Source organism: Blastococcus sp. HT6-4 (genome assembly GCF_039679125.1).
GTDB classification, from domain to species: domain Bacteria; phylum Actinomycetota; class Actinomycetes; order Mycobacteriales; family Geodermatophilaceae; genus Blastococcus; species Blastococcus montanus.
Genome location: NZ_CP155551.1, coordinates 3,387,119 through 3,400,860 on the forward strand (window position 1 = coordinate 3,387,119; position 13,742 = coordinate 3,400,860).

Genomic DNA, 13,742 nt, shown 5'->3' on the forward strand with positions numbered 1-13,742 from the left:
GGCGTCAGCGCAGGGGCGGGACCTCGCGGACGCCGAAGACCTCCCGCAGCGCCACCTGCGCGGCGTTGTCCCCGCAGGCGCCGTGCACCGCCGGCCCCGGCGGCGTGGCGGCCGACGCCAGGTACACGCCCTTCACCGGCGTCTTGTAGGTGTTCCAGCGCGGCACCGGCCGGGCCAGCATCTGCCGCAGGGTGGCCTGGCCGTTGGAGATGTCACCGCCGAGGTAGCTGGGGTTCCACTGCTCCATCGCGACGGCGTTCTTCGTGCACCGCTCGACGACCGTGTCCCGGAACCCGGGCGCGAACCGCTCGATCTGGTTCTCGATGGCCTCGGTCATGTCTACCTCCGACCCGTGCGGCACGTGGGCGTAGGCCCAGAGGATGTGGCCACCCTCCGGGGCCCGGGTGGGATCGGGCACGGTCGGCTGCACCGCGAGCACGTAGGGGCGGTCGGTGATCCGGCCGCGGTTGGGGGCGTGCTCCCCTGCGATCGTCTCCTCCAGGTCGCCGGCCACGTGGATGGTCCCGGCCCGCCGGACGTCGGGGTTCGCCCACGGCACCGGCTCGGACAGGATCCAGTCGATCTTGAACACGCCCGCGCCGTGCCGGTACCGGGAGACCCAGCGGCGGTAGCCCTCGTGCACCCGGTCCCCCGCCATCGCGACGAACGCCCGGGGCGTGGTGTCCAGCAGCACCGCCGGCACGCCGTCGAACTCCCGCAGGTCGGTGACCTCGTGCCCGGTCACCACCTCGCCCCCCTGCTCCTCCAGGGCGGCGACCATCGCGTCGGCGAGCTGCTGGGACCCGCCCTCGATCAGCGGCCACCCGACGTGGTGGGACAGCATCGCGAGGATCATCCCCAGGGCAGAGGTCAGGGGCTGGCTCAGGTCGAGCATCCCGTGGGCCGCGGCGCCGGCCAGCAGGGCGCGGGCCTCCTCGGTGTCGAAGCGCCGTCGCGCCAGCCAGCCCACGTTGGGCAGCCCGTTGAGCCCGAACTGGGCGATCTGCGGCACGCTGCGCGTCGGCAGGCGGCGCAGCCGGCTGGTCAGGAAGAAGTCGACGACGTCGGCGCCCCGGTCGGTCAGCGGCCCGAACAGCCGCCGGTAGGAGTCCGCGTCGCGCCCGAGGCCCACCGCCGTCTCCTCCAGCGACCGCAGCGAGAGCGCCGCCCGCCCGCCGTCGAGCGGATGGGCGAAATTGATCTCCGGGTGCACGAACCGCACACCGCGGCGCTCGGGGTCGAACTCGCGGAAGAACGGCGCCGCGGCCGCCATCGGCTGCACGATCGAGCACACGTCGTGGTGGTAGCCCGGGCGCATCAGCTCCTCGGTGCGCAGCCCGCCGCCGGCGCGGTCGGCCGCCTCCACCACCTGCACGCGCAGCCCGGCGGCGGACAGCCGCAGGGCGGCCGCCAGCCCGTTGGGCCCCGCTCCGACGACGACGGCGTCCGCCTTGCCGTTCACTGCCGTAGTCCGTTCACCGGTCCATCCTGGCCGGACGGCGCCCGACCTGCGCGTCCAACGACTACAGCCGGCCGAGCAGCTCGTCGGCGGCCCGGTAGGGGTCGGTCCCGCCGCTCACGACCTGGTCGGCGAGCGTCCCCAGTGCCGCGGAGCCGTGCACGTCGCCCATCCGCTCCCGCAGCGTGGCCAGTGCGATCGCCTCGATCTCCCGCGCGGCCCGCTCGCTGCGCCGACGGTGCCCCTCACCGGAGGACTCCAGCCACTGGCGGTGCTCCTCGATCTTCGCCAGCACCTCCTCGACGCCGTTGTCGGTGTCGCGCGCGGCGACGGTGCGGCAGATCGGCGGCCGCCAGTGCCCCGCCTCGGAGTGCCGGCCGCCGAGGGAGAGCATGTAGCGCAGGTCCCGGACGGTCTGGTCCGCGCCGTCCCGGTCGGCCTTGTTGACGACGAAGACGTCGGCGACCTCGAGGATGCCCGCCTTGGCGGCCTGGATCCCGTCACCCATGCCCGGGGCCACCAGCACCAGCGTGGTGTCGGCCAGGGAGGCGATCTCCAGCTCCGACTGGCCGACGCCGACGGTCTCGATCAGCACGACGTCGCACCCGGCGGCGTCCAGCACCCGCAGCGCCTGCGGCGTCGCCCAGGAGAGGCCCCCGAGGTGGCCGCGCGAGGCCATGGACCGGATGAAGACGCCGCTGTCGCCCGCGTGGTCCTGCATCCGCACCCGGTCACCGAGCAGGGCGCCGCCGGAGAACGGGGACGACGGGTCGACCGCGAGCACCCCGACCCGCTTGCCGGCCTGCCGCAGCGCGCGGACCAGCGCGGTGGTCGACGTGGACTTGCCCACCCCGGGCGAACCGGTCAGGCCGATCACCTGGGCCTGCCCGGTGTGCGGGGCCAGCGCGGCCGCCACCTCGCGCAGCGCGGGACTGGCGTCCTCGACCAGCGAGATCAGCCGCGCCACCGAACGGGCGTCTCCCTCACGGGCACCGGCCACGAGGGTGGGCACGTCGGTCGCACGCCGTCCCCGCCGCCCGGTCGGGGCGGCAGGGACGGGGCTCTGGACTGCGGTCCCCTCCGGGGACCCGGTCACGCCGGGGCGGGAACGTGCAGGATCAGCGCGTCACCCTGGCCACCGCCACCGCACAGCGCCGCGGCGCCGACGCCGCCACCCCGGCGGCGCAGCTCGAGCGCGACGTCGAGCACGACGCGGGCACCGCTCATGCCGATCGGGTGGCCCAGCGCGATGGCGCCGCCGTTCGGGTTGACCTTCTCCGGGTCGATACCGAGCTCGCGGGTGGAGACGATGCCGACGGCGGCGAAGGCCTCGTTGAGCTCGACGACGTCGAGGTCCTTGGGGTCGATGCCCTCGCGCGCGCAGGCCTTCTTGATGGCCCCCGACGGCTGGCTCTGCAGGGTGGCGTCCGGACCGGCCACGACGCCGTGCGCGCCGATCTCGGCGATCGGGGTGATGCCCAGCTCGGCCGCCTTCTCGGCGCTCATGACGACGACCGCGCAGGCGCCGTCGGAGATCTGCGAGGCGGTGCCCGCGGTGATCGTGCCGTCCTTGGCGAACGCCGGCTTCAGCTTGGCCAGGCTCGCCGCGGTGGTGTCGGGCCGGATGCCCTCGTCCTCGGTGAACTCGATCGGGTCGCCCTTGCGCTGCGGGATGAGCACCGGCGTCACCGCCTCGGCGAAGATGCCGTCCTTGGCGGCGCGCGCCGCCTTCTGGTGGCTGGCGGCGGCGAACTCGTCCTGCTCCTCGCGGGTCAGCTCGTAGCGGGAGTTGGCCTTCTCGGTCAGCTCGCCCATCGCCACCTGGTCGAAGGTGTCCGACAGACCGTCGTGCGCCATGGAGTCGACGAGCTTGGTGTCGCCGTACTTGGTGCCGGTGCGCGAGTTGGCGAGCAGGTGCGGCGCCTGGGTCATCGACTCCATGCCACCCGCGACGACGACGTCGTACTCCCCGGCGCGGATCAGCTGGTCGGCCATCGCGATCGCGCTGAGGCCGGAGAGGCAGACCTTGTTGATGGTCAGCGAGGGCACCGACATCGGGATGCCGCCGGCGACCGCGGCCGGGCGGGCCGGGTTCTGACCGGCCCCGGCCTGGATGACCTGGCCCATGATCACGTAGTCGACCTGGTCGCCCGAGATGCCGGCCCGCTCGAGGGCGGCCTTGATGGCCACGCCACCGAGGTCGGCCGCGGAGAAGTCCTTGAGCGAGCCGAGGAGCCGCCCCATCGGGGTACGGGCGCCGCTGACGATGACCGAGCGGGACATGCTGCCTCCAAGGGCGGGCCGCCGCCGTTGGCGGCCACGTTGTCGGGACGCACCGCGTCGGCGTTCCGGCGCGGCGTCGGGCCTTCCGGGAAGGATAGGACGGCACCCCGACGCGCGGCAGGGCCACAGCTGTGGCCGCCGTCACGCATGGGGGGTGAGGCGCACCACACACGCCTGTCGTCTCAGACGTCTTGCGGCATCATGCCCCGCGTGACCACCAACGACGCCGATCACGCCAGCGCTCCCGCAGGCCTGCCCGCGGGCCTGTTCACGACCATCGACCACGTGGGCATCGCGGTGCCCGACCTCGACGAGGCGATCGCCTTCTACGCGCAGGCGTTCGGCGTGCAGTCGGTGCACGAGGAGACCAACGAGGAGCAGGGCGTCCGGGAGGCGATGCTCGCCGTCGGCAACGGCGACACCCGCATCCAGCTACTCGCCCCGCTCACCCCCGAGTCGACGATCGCGAAGTTCATCGGGCGCTCCGGCCCCGGCCTTCAGCAGCTGGCCTTCCGGGTCGAGGACGTCGACGCGGTCAGCGCGACGCTGCGCGACCGGGGCCTGCGCCTGCTCTACGACGTGCCCAAGCGCGGCACCGCCGGCAGCCGGGTGAACTTCGTCCACCCGAAGGACGCCGGCGGCGTCCTCGTCGAGCTCGTCGAGCCCGCGGCGACCGCCACGCACTGACCGGCGCCACCCATCCGGTTACCCGTCGGTAACATCGCACCGCCAGCACCGCCCGCACCGCCCCGCACTGCCCTCCGAGCCTGGCCAACGACGGCCACCGATGACCCGGGAGTACGCGTGAACGAGATCAGGGATGCCATCCTCGCCGGCCAGCTGGACGCACTGGGAGGCCTGGCAGTGCCGGAGTCCTACCGCGCCGTGCTGGTGCGCAAGGACGAGCAGGACATGTTCGAGGGGCTGCCCACCAGGGAGAAGGACCCGCGCAAGTCGCTGCACGTCGAGGAGGTGGCGACGCCGGAGCTCGCCCCGGGCGAGGCGATCGTCGCCGTCATGGCGTCGTCGGTGAACTACAACACCGTCTGGACGTCGATCTTCGAGCCGGTCTCGACCTTCGGCTTCCTGGAGCGCTACGGCCGCGTCTCCGAGCTGACCAAGCGGCACGACCTCCCCTACCACGTGGTCGGCTCCGACCTCGCCGGCGTCGTCCTGCGGGTGGGCCCCGGCGTCAACAAGTGGAAGCCGGGCGACGAGGTCGTCGCGCACTGCCTCTCGGTGGAGCTCGAGGACCCGGCCGGCCACGACGACACGATGATGGACCCGCAGCAGCGGATCTGGGGCTTCGAGACCAACTTCGGCGGCCTCGCGGAGCTGGCCCTCGTCAAGAGCAACCAGCTCATGCCCAAGCCGGCCCACCTGTCCTGGGAGGAGGCGGCCAGCCCCGGGCTGGTCAACTCCACCGCCTACCGCCAGCTGGTGAGCCGCAACGGCGCCAACATGAAGCAGGGCGACACCGTGCTCATCTGGGGCGCCTCGGGCGGGCTGGGCTCCTACGCCACCCAGATGGCGCTCAACGGCGGCGCGATCCCGGTGTGCGTCGTGAGCAGCCCGGAGAAGGCCGAGATCGTGCGCCGGATGGGCGCCGAGCTGATCATCGACCGCTCCGCCGAGGGCTACAAGTTCTGGAAGGACGAGCACACCCAGGACCCCAAGGAGTGGCAGCGCCTGGGCAAGAAGATCCGTGAGCTGACCGGGGGCGAGGACGTCGACATCGTCTTCGAGCACCCGGGCCGGGAGACCTTCGGCGCCAGCGTGTACGTGGCCAAGAAGGGCGGCACGATCGTCACCTGCGCCTCGACCACCGGCTACATGCACCAGTACGACAACCGCTACCTCTGGATGAACCTGAAGAACATCCTCAGCTCCCACTTCGCCAACTACAAGGAGGCGTGGGAGGCCAACCGGCTCATCGACAAGGGGCTGATCCACCCGACGCTGTCCAAGGTGTACCCGATGGAGGAGGTCGGCCAGGCCGCGCTCGACGTCCACCGCAACGCGCACCAGGGCAAGGTCGGCGTGCTCACCCTCGCCCCCGAGGAGGGGCTCGGCGTCACCGACGCCGCGAAGCGCGAGAAGCACCTCGAGGCGATCAACCGCTTCCGCGGCGTCTGAGCGACGACCCGGTCCACGACGACCGGGTCACCGGGGGGCCGGACCGCGCCGCGGTCCGGCCCCCCGGGCACGCCGCCCGGCGTGTCGCCCGGTGCGTCCGGGACACCTGTGGTTCGACTCCCCCGGCAACGGTGACGAGCCCTTCCCCTTCTGCGAGGATGAACGCATGACCGACCCCCGCCGCGATCTGCCGATGCACGAGGCGCAGCACTCGTTCGACGTCGTCCTGCGGGGTTACGACCGCAGCCAGGTCGCCGACACGATCGAACGCCTCGAGGACGACTTCCGGATCGCCCTGGCCGACCGCGACGCCGCCGTCGCCCGCTCGGCCGACCTGGCCGGCCAGCTGTCCGCGCTGCACGGGGAGATCGAGTCGCTGCGCCGCAAGGCCGCCAACGCCTCGGCCCCCACGTTCGAGAACATCAGCGAGCGCATCCAGCACATGCTGCAGCTGGCCGAGGAGGAGGCCGGGGAGATCCGCCACGCCGCCGAGGCCGACGCCGTCGCCGTGCGCGAGCAGACGGCCGCCGAGGAGCGGGCGCTGCTCGAGCGGCACGCCGCGGGCCAGGCCGAGGTCGAGCGGATGATCGCCGAGGCGCGGCAGAGCGCCGAGCAGATCGCCCAGAAGGCGCAGATCCGCGCCGACGAACTGGTCGCCAAGGCCCAGGAGCGGGTCGCCCGCCTCGACGCCGAGTCCCAGGCCCGGCGCACGAAGGTCGAGGAGGACTTCGAGATCGCGCAGCGGGCACGCCGCGCCGAGGCCGCCCAGGCCGAGGAGGAGCGCGAGCGCGTCTCCACGCAGGCCGCCCGGCAGCGGATCGCCGCCGCCGAGCAGCACGCCGCCCAGCTGGTCGCCGAGGCGGAGGCCCGCGCCGAGGCGATCCGCGACGTCCGCGACGAGCTGACCAGCCGGCTCGTCCAGGCCCGCCGGCTGCTGGACAGCCTTCCCGACCTCAGCGACCAGGCCCAGCAGTCCCGGGACGACGCCGAGTCCGAGCGTCGCCGGCCGGCGGCCCAGGCCCCCGCGACGCAGGCTCCCGCGGCACAGACCCCCAGGCCTTCGGCCACCCAGTCCCCGGCTCCGGTCCCCGGGCCGCAGACCGGCCAGCAGCCGGCGGTCCAGGCTCCCCGGGGTCAGGGCGAGGGCGAGGCCGCCGCGGCCCGTCAGCCCCACCGCCCGGAGCCGGTGACCGCCACGTTCCCGGCCGCCGCCCCGCAGCGCACCGGCGAGCCCACCACGCGCCAGCTGCCGCTGCCGCCGAGGCCGACCGCCACGGGCCCGACCACAGGAACCCAGCCGGCCGCCGTCCCGGCGATCGAGGAGCCCGCGGGCCAGGGGCGCTCCTGACCTCCCCGCACCGCCCGGCGACAGCCCGCGTCCCCACGGACCCCCCGGTCCGCTCGGCACGCGGGCTGTCGGCTGTTCTGGCCGTGGTCCTGGCGCTGCTGATCGGCGGCCTGGCCGCACCCGCCCGGGCAGCCACCGACGACCCCGCGCCCGGGTCGCTGCGCGTGGCGCACCTCTCCCCCGACACCCCGGCGGTCGACGTCTCGCTGGCCCCGGCAGCGGCGCCCGGCACGGTGCTCACCGATCCCGGGCCCACCCTGGTCGCGGGGCTGCGCTACGGCGGTCTCAGCCACTACCGGGAGCTCCCCGCCGGCGCGTACGCGGTGAGCATCCGTGCGGCCGGTGCGCCGCCGGGCACACCGCCGGTGTTGTCGCGGCGCGTCGACGTCCCGCCCGGCCAGGCGCGCACGGTGCTGATCGGTGGCGCGTTCGCCGAGCTGTCCCTCGCCCCGGTGGACGACGACCTGGGCGCCCCGCCGCCCGGTGCCGCACGGGTGCGGGTGGTCGCCGCCACCACGGACGGCCTGGACGTCGCGCTGACCGGCGGCCCGGAGCTCGCCACCGACCTCGGCGCCCCCGGTGTCGGCCCCTACGTCACCGTGCCCGGCGGCCGGTACCTCGCGCGGGCCGACGGTGCCGGTGACACCGCGGTGGAGCTGCCGGCCGGCTCGGTGGTCACGCTGCTCGCCCTGGACCGGCCGGCAGGTGGCGTCGAGCTGCGCGCGGTCGTCGACGCGACCGGCCCGGCCGTGCGCCCCGTCGGCGGGGTGGCGGCCGGAGGCGGCTCCCGCCCGGCGGGCGGGTGGCTGCGGGGCGTCCGCTCCGCGCTGGGCACGGCGCCTGCCCACGTCGCCGAAGCGGCCACGTGGACGGAGCCGGTGGCGGTGCCGGTGCCGGTGCGGGTGCGGGTACCCGCCGCGGGGATCGACGCCGCGGTCACCGGCGCGGGCCTGGACGCCGCCGGCGCGCTCGTGCCCCCGGCGGATCCGGCGCTCGCCGGCTGGTTCACCGCCGGTCCCCGCCCGGGCGCGGCCGGCCCCGCGGTGCTCACCGGGCACGTGGACTGGGCCGGGCGCCCCGGCGCCCTGGCGGGGCTCGCCGACGCCGTACCCGGCGACGAGGTGCTCGTGGACCGGGCGGACGGCAGCGTGGCGCGGTTCCGGGTGACCGGGGTCGCGCAGCACCGCAAGGCGGCCTTCCCCGGCACCGCGGTCTACGCGCCGACGCCCGGAGCCGAGCTGCGGCTGATCACCTGCGGTGGGCCGTTCGACCGGGGCGACTACCGCGACAACGTCGTCGTCTCGGCGCGGCTCGTCGGCTGAGTCCGGTCCCCGCCGGCCCTACCGGCGCCGGGTGCGCGAGCGCCAGCAGGCGGTGTGCCAGTGCCGGCGCCGGTCGGCGGCCGACTCGACGTCCCAGGGATCGAGGTCGGAGTCCCGCACGTAGGCCGGCCAGGTGACCACGTGCGGCGTCCCCGGGCGGATCTCCTGGTCGCAGCCGGGGCAGCGGTAGGTCTTGGCGGTCGAGCTGCCGGTGACCGGCCGGACCACCCAGTCGCCGTCACCGGACTCCTCGACGGCGTCGACGGTCCGGGCCGGCTCCCGACGCGCAGGTCGGGAGCCGGCCCGGGGACGGCGACGGGGCACGCGTCAGCGGCTGGCGTAGTCCCGGAACCCGCGACCGGTCTTGCGGCCCAGGTAGCCGGCGGTCACCAGGTGCTCGAGCAGCGGCGCCGGGGCGAAACCGGGCTCCCGGAACTCGGTGTAGAGCTCCCGCTCGATGGCGAGCGAGACGTCCAGACCCACGACGTCCAGGAGCTCGAAGGGACCCATCGGGTAGCCGCAGCCGACCTTCATGGCGGCGTCGATGTCGTCGGCGGTGGCGTAGTGCGCCTCCAGCATCTTCACCGCGTCGTTCAGGTACGGGAAGAGCAGCGCGTTGACGATGAAGCCGGCACGGTCGGTGCAGGAGACCGCGTGCTTCTTCAGCTTCGCCGAGACCGCGTGCACCGTGGCGGCGACGTCGGGCGCCGTGGAGATGGTCGAGACGACCTCCACCAGCTTCATGACCTGCGCCGGGTTGAAGAAGTGCATGCCCACGACGTCGGCCGGGCGGCCGCTGGCCTTGGCGCACTCGATGACCGGGAGGCTGGAGGTGGTGGTGGCGAGCACCGCGCCGGCCTTGGCGATCTCGCCGAGGTTGGCGAACAGCGCCTCCTTGACCGGCAGCGACTCGATCACGGCCTCGATGATCAGGTCGCGGTCGGCGAGGTCGTCCAGCGAGTCGGTGCCGGTGACCCGGGCGAGGATCTCGTCGCGGGCGGCCTCCTCGAGCCGGCCGCGGACGACCTGCTTGTCGAGCGACTTGGCCAGCGCCTTGCGCACGGCCTCGACCTTCTCCGCCGACCGCGCGACGAAGACGACGTCGTAGCCGCCCTTGGCGACGACCTCGATGATGCCGGTGGCCATCGTCCCGGAGCCCACGACGCCCACGGTCTGCACCGGGCGGGCGCCCTCCGCGGCCCCACCCGGGACCGGGGTGCTCGCGTCGGGGACGACCTCGGCGGAGCCCGGCTCGGCGTAGGTGTAGAAGCCGCGGCCGACCTTCCGGCCGAGCAGCCCGGCGGTCATCATCTGCTTGATGACCGGGCTGGGCGCGTGCAGCCGGTTGCGCGACTGCTTGTACATCGTGTCGAGGATCTCGTAGGCGGTGTCGATGCCGATGAGGTCCATCAGGGCCAACGGGCCCATCGGGAGGCCGCAGCCGAGCCGCATGCCCGCGTCGATGTCCTCGCGGCTGGCGTAGCGGTTCTCGTACATGGAGACCGCGTGGTTGAGGTAGCCGAACAGCAGGGCGTTGGCGATGAAGCCGGCCTTGTCGCCGATCGTCACGTCGACCTTGCCCAGGCGGTCGGCGAGGGCCTCGACGTCCTCGACCACCGACGGCTCGGTGACGACGGTGCGCACCACCTCGACCAGCTTCATGACCGGCGCCGGGTTGAAGAAGTGCATCCCGATGACCTTGCTCGGCCGGCCGGTGACCACCGACAGCTCGGTGACCGACAGGCTCGAGGTGTTGGTCGCCAGGATGGTGTCCGGCGGGCAGATCTTGTCGAGCTTGGCGAAGACGTCGGCCTTGAGCTCCATCCGCTCCGGGATGGCCTCGATGACCAGCTCGGCGTCGCCCAGGTCCTCCAGCGAGGTGGAGAAGCGGACGCGCTCGAAGATCGCGTCCCGGTCGGCCGGGTCGAGCTTGCCGCGCGCCACGGCGCGGTCGGTGGACTGCTCCAGGTGCCCTCGCCCGCGGGCCAGCGCCTCGTCGTTCACCTCCACGGCGGTGACCGACAGGCCCGCCCGTGCGAGTACCTCGGTGATGCCCGCACCCATGGTGCCGAGCCCCACGACGCCGACCTCGTTCAGTTCTCTGGCCACGTTGCCATCTCCTCCCACCGCCGGTGATCGCGGGCAGTCTCTCACCCGCCGTTCCCGGGCCCGGGGGCTACCCAGGGGTAACGGAGCTAGAAGAGCCGCTGCGACGGGTCGTCGGTGCCCTTCAGGACGGCGTAGTCGACGGTGACGCAGTCGATGCCGCGGTCGGTGGCCAGCACGCGCGCCTGGGGCTTGATCTCCTGGGCGGCGAAGACCCCGCGCACCGGGGACAGCAGCGGATCGCGGTTGAGCAGCTCGAGGTACCGGGTCAGCTGCTCGACGCCGTCGATCTCGCCGCGACGCTTGATCTCCACGGCGACGACCCGGCCGTCGGCGTCGCGGCACAGGAGGTCCACCGGCCCGATCGCCGTCGGGTACTCCCGGCGGACCAGCGACCAGCCGGCGCCGAAGGTCTCCACGTGCAGGGCCAGCAGCCGCTGCAGCTCCGCCTCGACGCCGTCCTTCTGCAGCCCGGGGTCGACGCCGAGCTCCTGGGCGTGGTCGTGCAGCACCTCGTCGATCGTGATGATCAGCTGCTCGCCGGCCTTGTTGGTGACCGTCCAGGTGCCCGCGCCGTCGGTCAGCTCCTCGGCGAGGCTGCACGGCGGGCTCATCCAGTTCAGCGGCTTGTAGGCCCGGTCGTCGGCGTGCACGGACACCGAGCCGTCGGCCTTCACCAGCAGGAGGCGGGGCGCCATCGGCAGGTGGGCGGTGAGTCGACCGATGTAGTCGACGGAGCAGCGGGCGAGGACCAGGCGCACGGGCGACGACGGTACCGGTCCCGCCACGGAGCCGACCGCCCCGCCGGTTGCGGAAACGGCGGGACCGGAAATCGTGGTGCTGGTCCCCGGATCCGCCCAGAATGGACGGCGTGCCTGCTGCTGGGGGAACCACCACGGCGAGCGCCGGCGGGCTCGCCGGCGACTGGGTGCACTGGCTGCTCGACGCGGCCCGCACGCGGCTCGGCATGGAGATCGCCTGGGTGTCCCTCTTCACGGAGGGCAGCCAGCGGATCACCTCGGCCACCGGCGAGCTCGATGCCATGAACGTGCAGGAAGGGATGACCGCGCCCCTGGAGGGCTCCTACTGCGTGCGGGTGCTCAGCGGGCAGCTGCCGCCCGTGGTCACCGGCGCCCGTCGCGATCCGCGGACGCGGGACCTGCCGATCACCGGTGACCTGGGCATCGGCTCCTACGTCGGCGCCCCGCTCCGCGGCGTGGACCAGCGCCCGGTCGGGATGCTGTGCTGCGTGAGCCGGGACCCGGGCACGCACCTGGACGCCGACGCGGTGCGCACGGTCGAGCTGCTGGCCGACCTGATCAGCGACCACCTGCAGCACCCGCGCCCGGCATCCGCGCGGGACCTCGCCGCCCGCCGCGAGCGGGTGCGCACCTTCCTGGCGCAGGGCGCCGTCGAGGTCGTCCTGCAGCCGGTGGTCGACATGGTGACCGGCGCGGTCGCCGGCCACGAGGCCCTCAGCCGCTTTCCCGGGTGGGGTGGGGACGGGCCGGCGGAGCTGTTCGGCGAGGCGGCCGCCATCGGCATCGGCGTCGAGCTGGAGGAGGCGGCGGCCCGGGCCGCGCTCCGAGCCGCCGGCCGGCTGCCCGGCGGGCTGAGCCTGGCGGTGAACCTCTCGGCCGACGCGCTGCTCTGCCCCACCGTCGTCGACCTGCTGCTGGCGCACGCGGGCTGCCCGCTGTGCGTGGAGATCACCGAGCACAGCCCGGTCGACGACTACGAGGCCGTCGTCGCGGTCACGCGGCGGCTGCGCCGCGCCGGCGTCGCCGTCAGCGTGGACGACGCCGGCGCCGGCTACGCCAGCCTGCGGCACATCCTGCGGCTGAACCCCGACGTGATCAAACTCGACATCGGGCTGGTGATGGGGCTGCAGGCCGATCGCGCCCGCCAGGCGATGACGTCGGCGATGGTGGCGTTCGCCGGGGAGACCGGCGCCCGGCTGATCGCCGAGGGCGTGGAGGAGGCCGCGGAGCGGGACACCCTGGTCGCCCGCGGCGTCCGGTACGGGCAGGGATACCTGTTCGGCCGGCCCCGCCCCGCCGGCGACGTCCTGGCCGACCTCGTCATCCACTGACGGCACCGGAACCTTTCGCGCCGCCGGCACCGTCATACCCGTATGACGACCCTTCGACTGCGCGCCGTCGCCGCCGCGGTGCTGGCCCTGCTCCTGGGGGCCTGCGCCGCCCGTCCCGCGGACGACGCCTCCCCCGCCGGGCCCTCGCCGTCGACACCGCAGACCGCCGATCCGGCGACGGTCGTCCTCCAGGTGAGCGAGGTCGGTGGGTTCACCACCCCCGCCCTGCTGGCCGGCCGCGTGCCGACCGTGACCGTGTACGCCGACGGCCGGGTGCTCACCGACGGCCCGGTGGTGGCCATGTGGCCCGCCCCGGCGCTGCCCAACCTGCAGGTCCACCGGCTCGACGACGGAGGCGTGCGGGAGCTGGTGGACCGGGCGCTCGCCGCGGGGGTCGCGGAGGACACCGACCTCGGCAGCCCGCCGGTCGCCGACGCGACCAGCACCCGGTTCACCGTCCGCACGGGGGGCGAGACGGTCACCCGGGAGGTCTACGCCCTGGGCATCGCCGGCGCGGGCCCGGAGGAGCGTCCGGGAGAGGGTCCGGGGCCGGCCGACGGGCTGGGACTCACCGAGGAGCAGCTGGCCGCGCGGGAACGGTTGTCCGAGCTCGTCGACGCGCTGCGCGACCCGGCCCAGGTGCTGGGGGCCGACCGGGTCACCGGCCCCGAGCCCTACGTGGCCGACGCGGTGGCGGCGCTGGTCTCCCCCTACCCCGAGCCCGGGCCCGAGCCGGCCCAGCCCGAACAGCCGTGGCCCGGCCCGCCGCTGCCAGGGGAGCCGATCGGGCCGGGGATCACGTGCGTCACGGCCACCGGCGACGACGCGGCCGCCGTCCTCGAGGCCGCGGCGTCGGCCTCGTCCGCGACCCCGTGGACGTCGGACGACGGCACCCGGTGGTCGGTGGTGCTCCGGCCGCTGCTGCCGCACGAGTCCGGCTGCGCCGACCTGCTTCAGGGGTGACGGGCGGGCCCGGATCCCCGTGGGATCCGGGCC

At 74.3% G+C, this 13,742-nt stretch carries 12 protein-coding genes; 6 read left to right on the plus strand and 6 right to left on the minus strand.

From position 1 onward, the window contains the following. Positions 1 to 4: 4 nt before the first annotated feature. The 3 genes from ABDB74_RS16090 to ABDB74_RS16100 all read right to left on the minus strand — a co-directional run bounded on the left by ABDB74_RS16090 (position 5) and on the right by ABDB74_RS16100 (position 3,742). A complete protein-coding gene (locus ABDB74_RS16090; RefSeq protein WP_346619768.1) occupies positions 5 to 1,462 on the minus strand; it encodes an NAD(P)/FAD-dependent oxidoreductase in 1,458 nt (485 codons plus the stop codon). Between the two features lie 61 nt (positions 1,463 to 1,523). Then, positions 1,524 to 2,471 carry a methylmalonyl Co-A mutase-associated GTPase MeaB gene (gene meaB, locus ABDB74_RS16095; RefSeq protein WP_346619769.1) on the minus strand — a complete coding sequence of 316 codons (948 nt, stop codon included), beginning with the start codon at positions 2,469 to 2,471 and terminating at the stop codon, positions 1,524 to 1,526. Positions 2,472 to 2,551: 80 nt separating this feature from the next. After that, positions 2,552 to 3,742 (minus strand): acetyl-CoA C-acetyltransferase, encoded by a 1,191-nt coding sequence (locus ABDB74_RS16100; protein ID WP_346619770.1) that lies wholly within the window; start codon positions 3,740 to 3,742, stop codon positions 2,552 to 2,554. Positions 3,743 to 3,943: 201 nt separating this feature from the next. Here ABDB74_RS16100 and mce point away from each other — a divergent pair, with 201 nt between their 5' ends. The 4 genes from mce (at position 3,944) to ABDB74_RS16120 (ending at position 8,548) form a co-directional block, all read left to right on the plus strand. Further along, positions 3,944 to 4,429: a methylmalonyl-CoA epimerase gene (mce, locus tag ABDB74_RS16105; RefSeq protein ID WP_346619771.1), complete on the plus strand. Its 486-nt coding sequence runs from the start codon at positions 3,944 to 3,946 to the stop codon at positions 4,427 to 4,429. A gap of 117 nt (positions 4,430 to 4,546) precedes the next feature. Continuing rightward, entirely contained in the window at positions 4,547 to 5,878 is a 1,332-nt protein-coding gene (gene ccrA / locus ABDB74_RS16110; RefSeq protein WP_346619772.1) for a crotonyl-CoA carboxylase/reductase, read from the plus strand. A gap of 166 nt (positions 5,879 to 6,044) precedes the next feature. Beyond that, positions 6,045 to 7,226, plus strand: coding sequence for a hypothetical protein (locus ABDB74_RS16115; protein ID WP_346619773.1), 1,182 nt, complete (start codon positions 6,045 to 6,047; stop codon positions 7,224 to 7,226). 83 nt (positions 7,227 to 7,309) lie between these two features. Then, on the plus strand, positions 7,310 to 8,548 hold the full coding sequence (locus ABDB74_RS16120) for a DUF4397 domain-containing protein (protein WP_346619774.1): 1,239 nt from the start codon (positions 7,310 to 7,312) through the stop codon (positions 8,546 to 8,548). Positions 8,549 to 8,566: 18 nt separating this feature from the next. Here the strand turns inward: ABDB74_RS16120 and ABDB74_RS16125 are convergent, their stop codons facing one another. The 3 genes from ABDB74_RS16125 to nucS all read right to left on the minus strand — a co-directional run bounded on the left by ABDB74_RS16125 (position 8,567) and on the right by nucS (position 11,415). Beyond that, positions 8,567 to 8,872, minus strand: coding sequence for a hypothetical protein (locus tag ABDB74_RS16125; protein WP_346619775.1), 306 nt, complete (start codon positions 8,870 to 8,872; stop codon positions 8,567 to 8,569). Positions 8,873 to 8,875: 3 nt separating this feature from the next. Next, positions 8,876 to 10,657, minus strand: a complete 1,782-nt coding sequence (locus tag ABDB74_RS16130) for a 3-hydroxybutyryl-CoA dehydrogenase (protein WP_346619776.1) — start codon at positions 10,655 to 10,657, stop codon at positions 8,876 to 8,878. 86 nt (positions 10,658 to 10,743) lie between these two features. Continuing rightward, on the minus strand, positions 10,744 to 11,415 hold the full coding sequence (gene nucS / locus ABDB74_RS16135) for an endonuclease NucS (protein WP_346619777.1): 672 nt from the start codon (positions 11,413 to 11,415) through the stop codon (positions 10,744 to 10,746). Positions 11,416 to 11,525: 110 nt separating this feature from the next. On the opposite strand from nucS, the gene ABDB74_RS16140 reads away from it, so the two are divergent. Together ABDB74_RS16140 and ABDB74_RS16145 are read left to right on the plus strand one after the other, a co-directional pair. After that, positions 11,526 to 12,746, plus strand: coding sequence for an EAL domain-containing protein (locus ABDB74_RS16140; RefSeq protein WP_346619778.1), 1,221 nt, complete (start codon positions 11,526 to 11,528; stop codon positions 12,744 to 12,746). Between the two features lie 42 nt (positions 12,747 to 12,788). Further along, on the plus strand, positions 12,789 to 13,709 hold the full coding sequence (locus tag ABDB74_RS16145; RefSeq protein WP_346619779.1) for a hypothetical protein: 921 nt from the start codon (positions 12,789 to 12,791) through the stop codon (positions 13,707 to 13,709). Positions 13,710 to 13,742 lie beyond the last annotated feature (33 nt).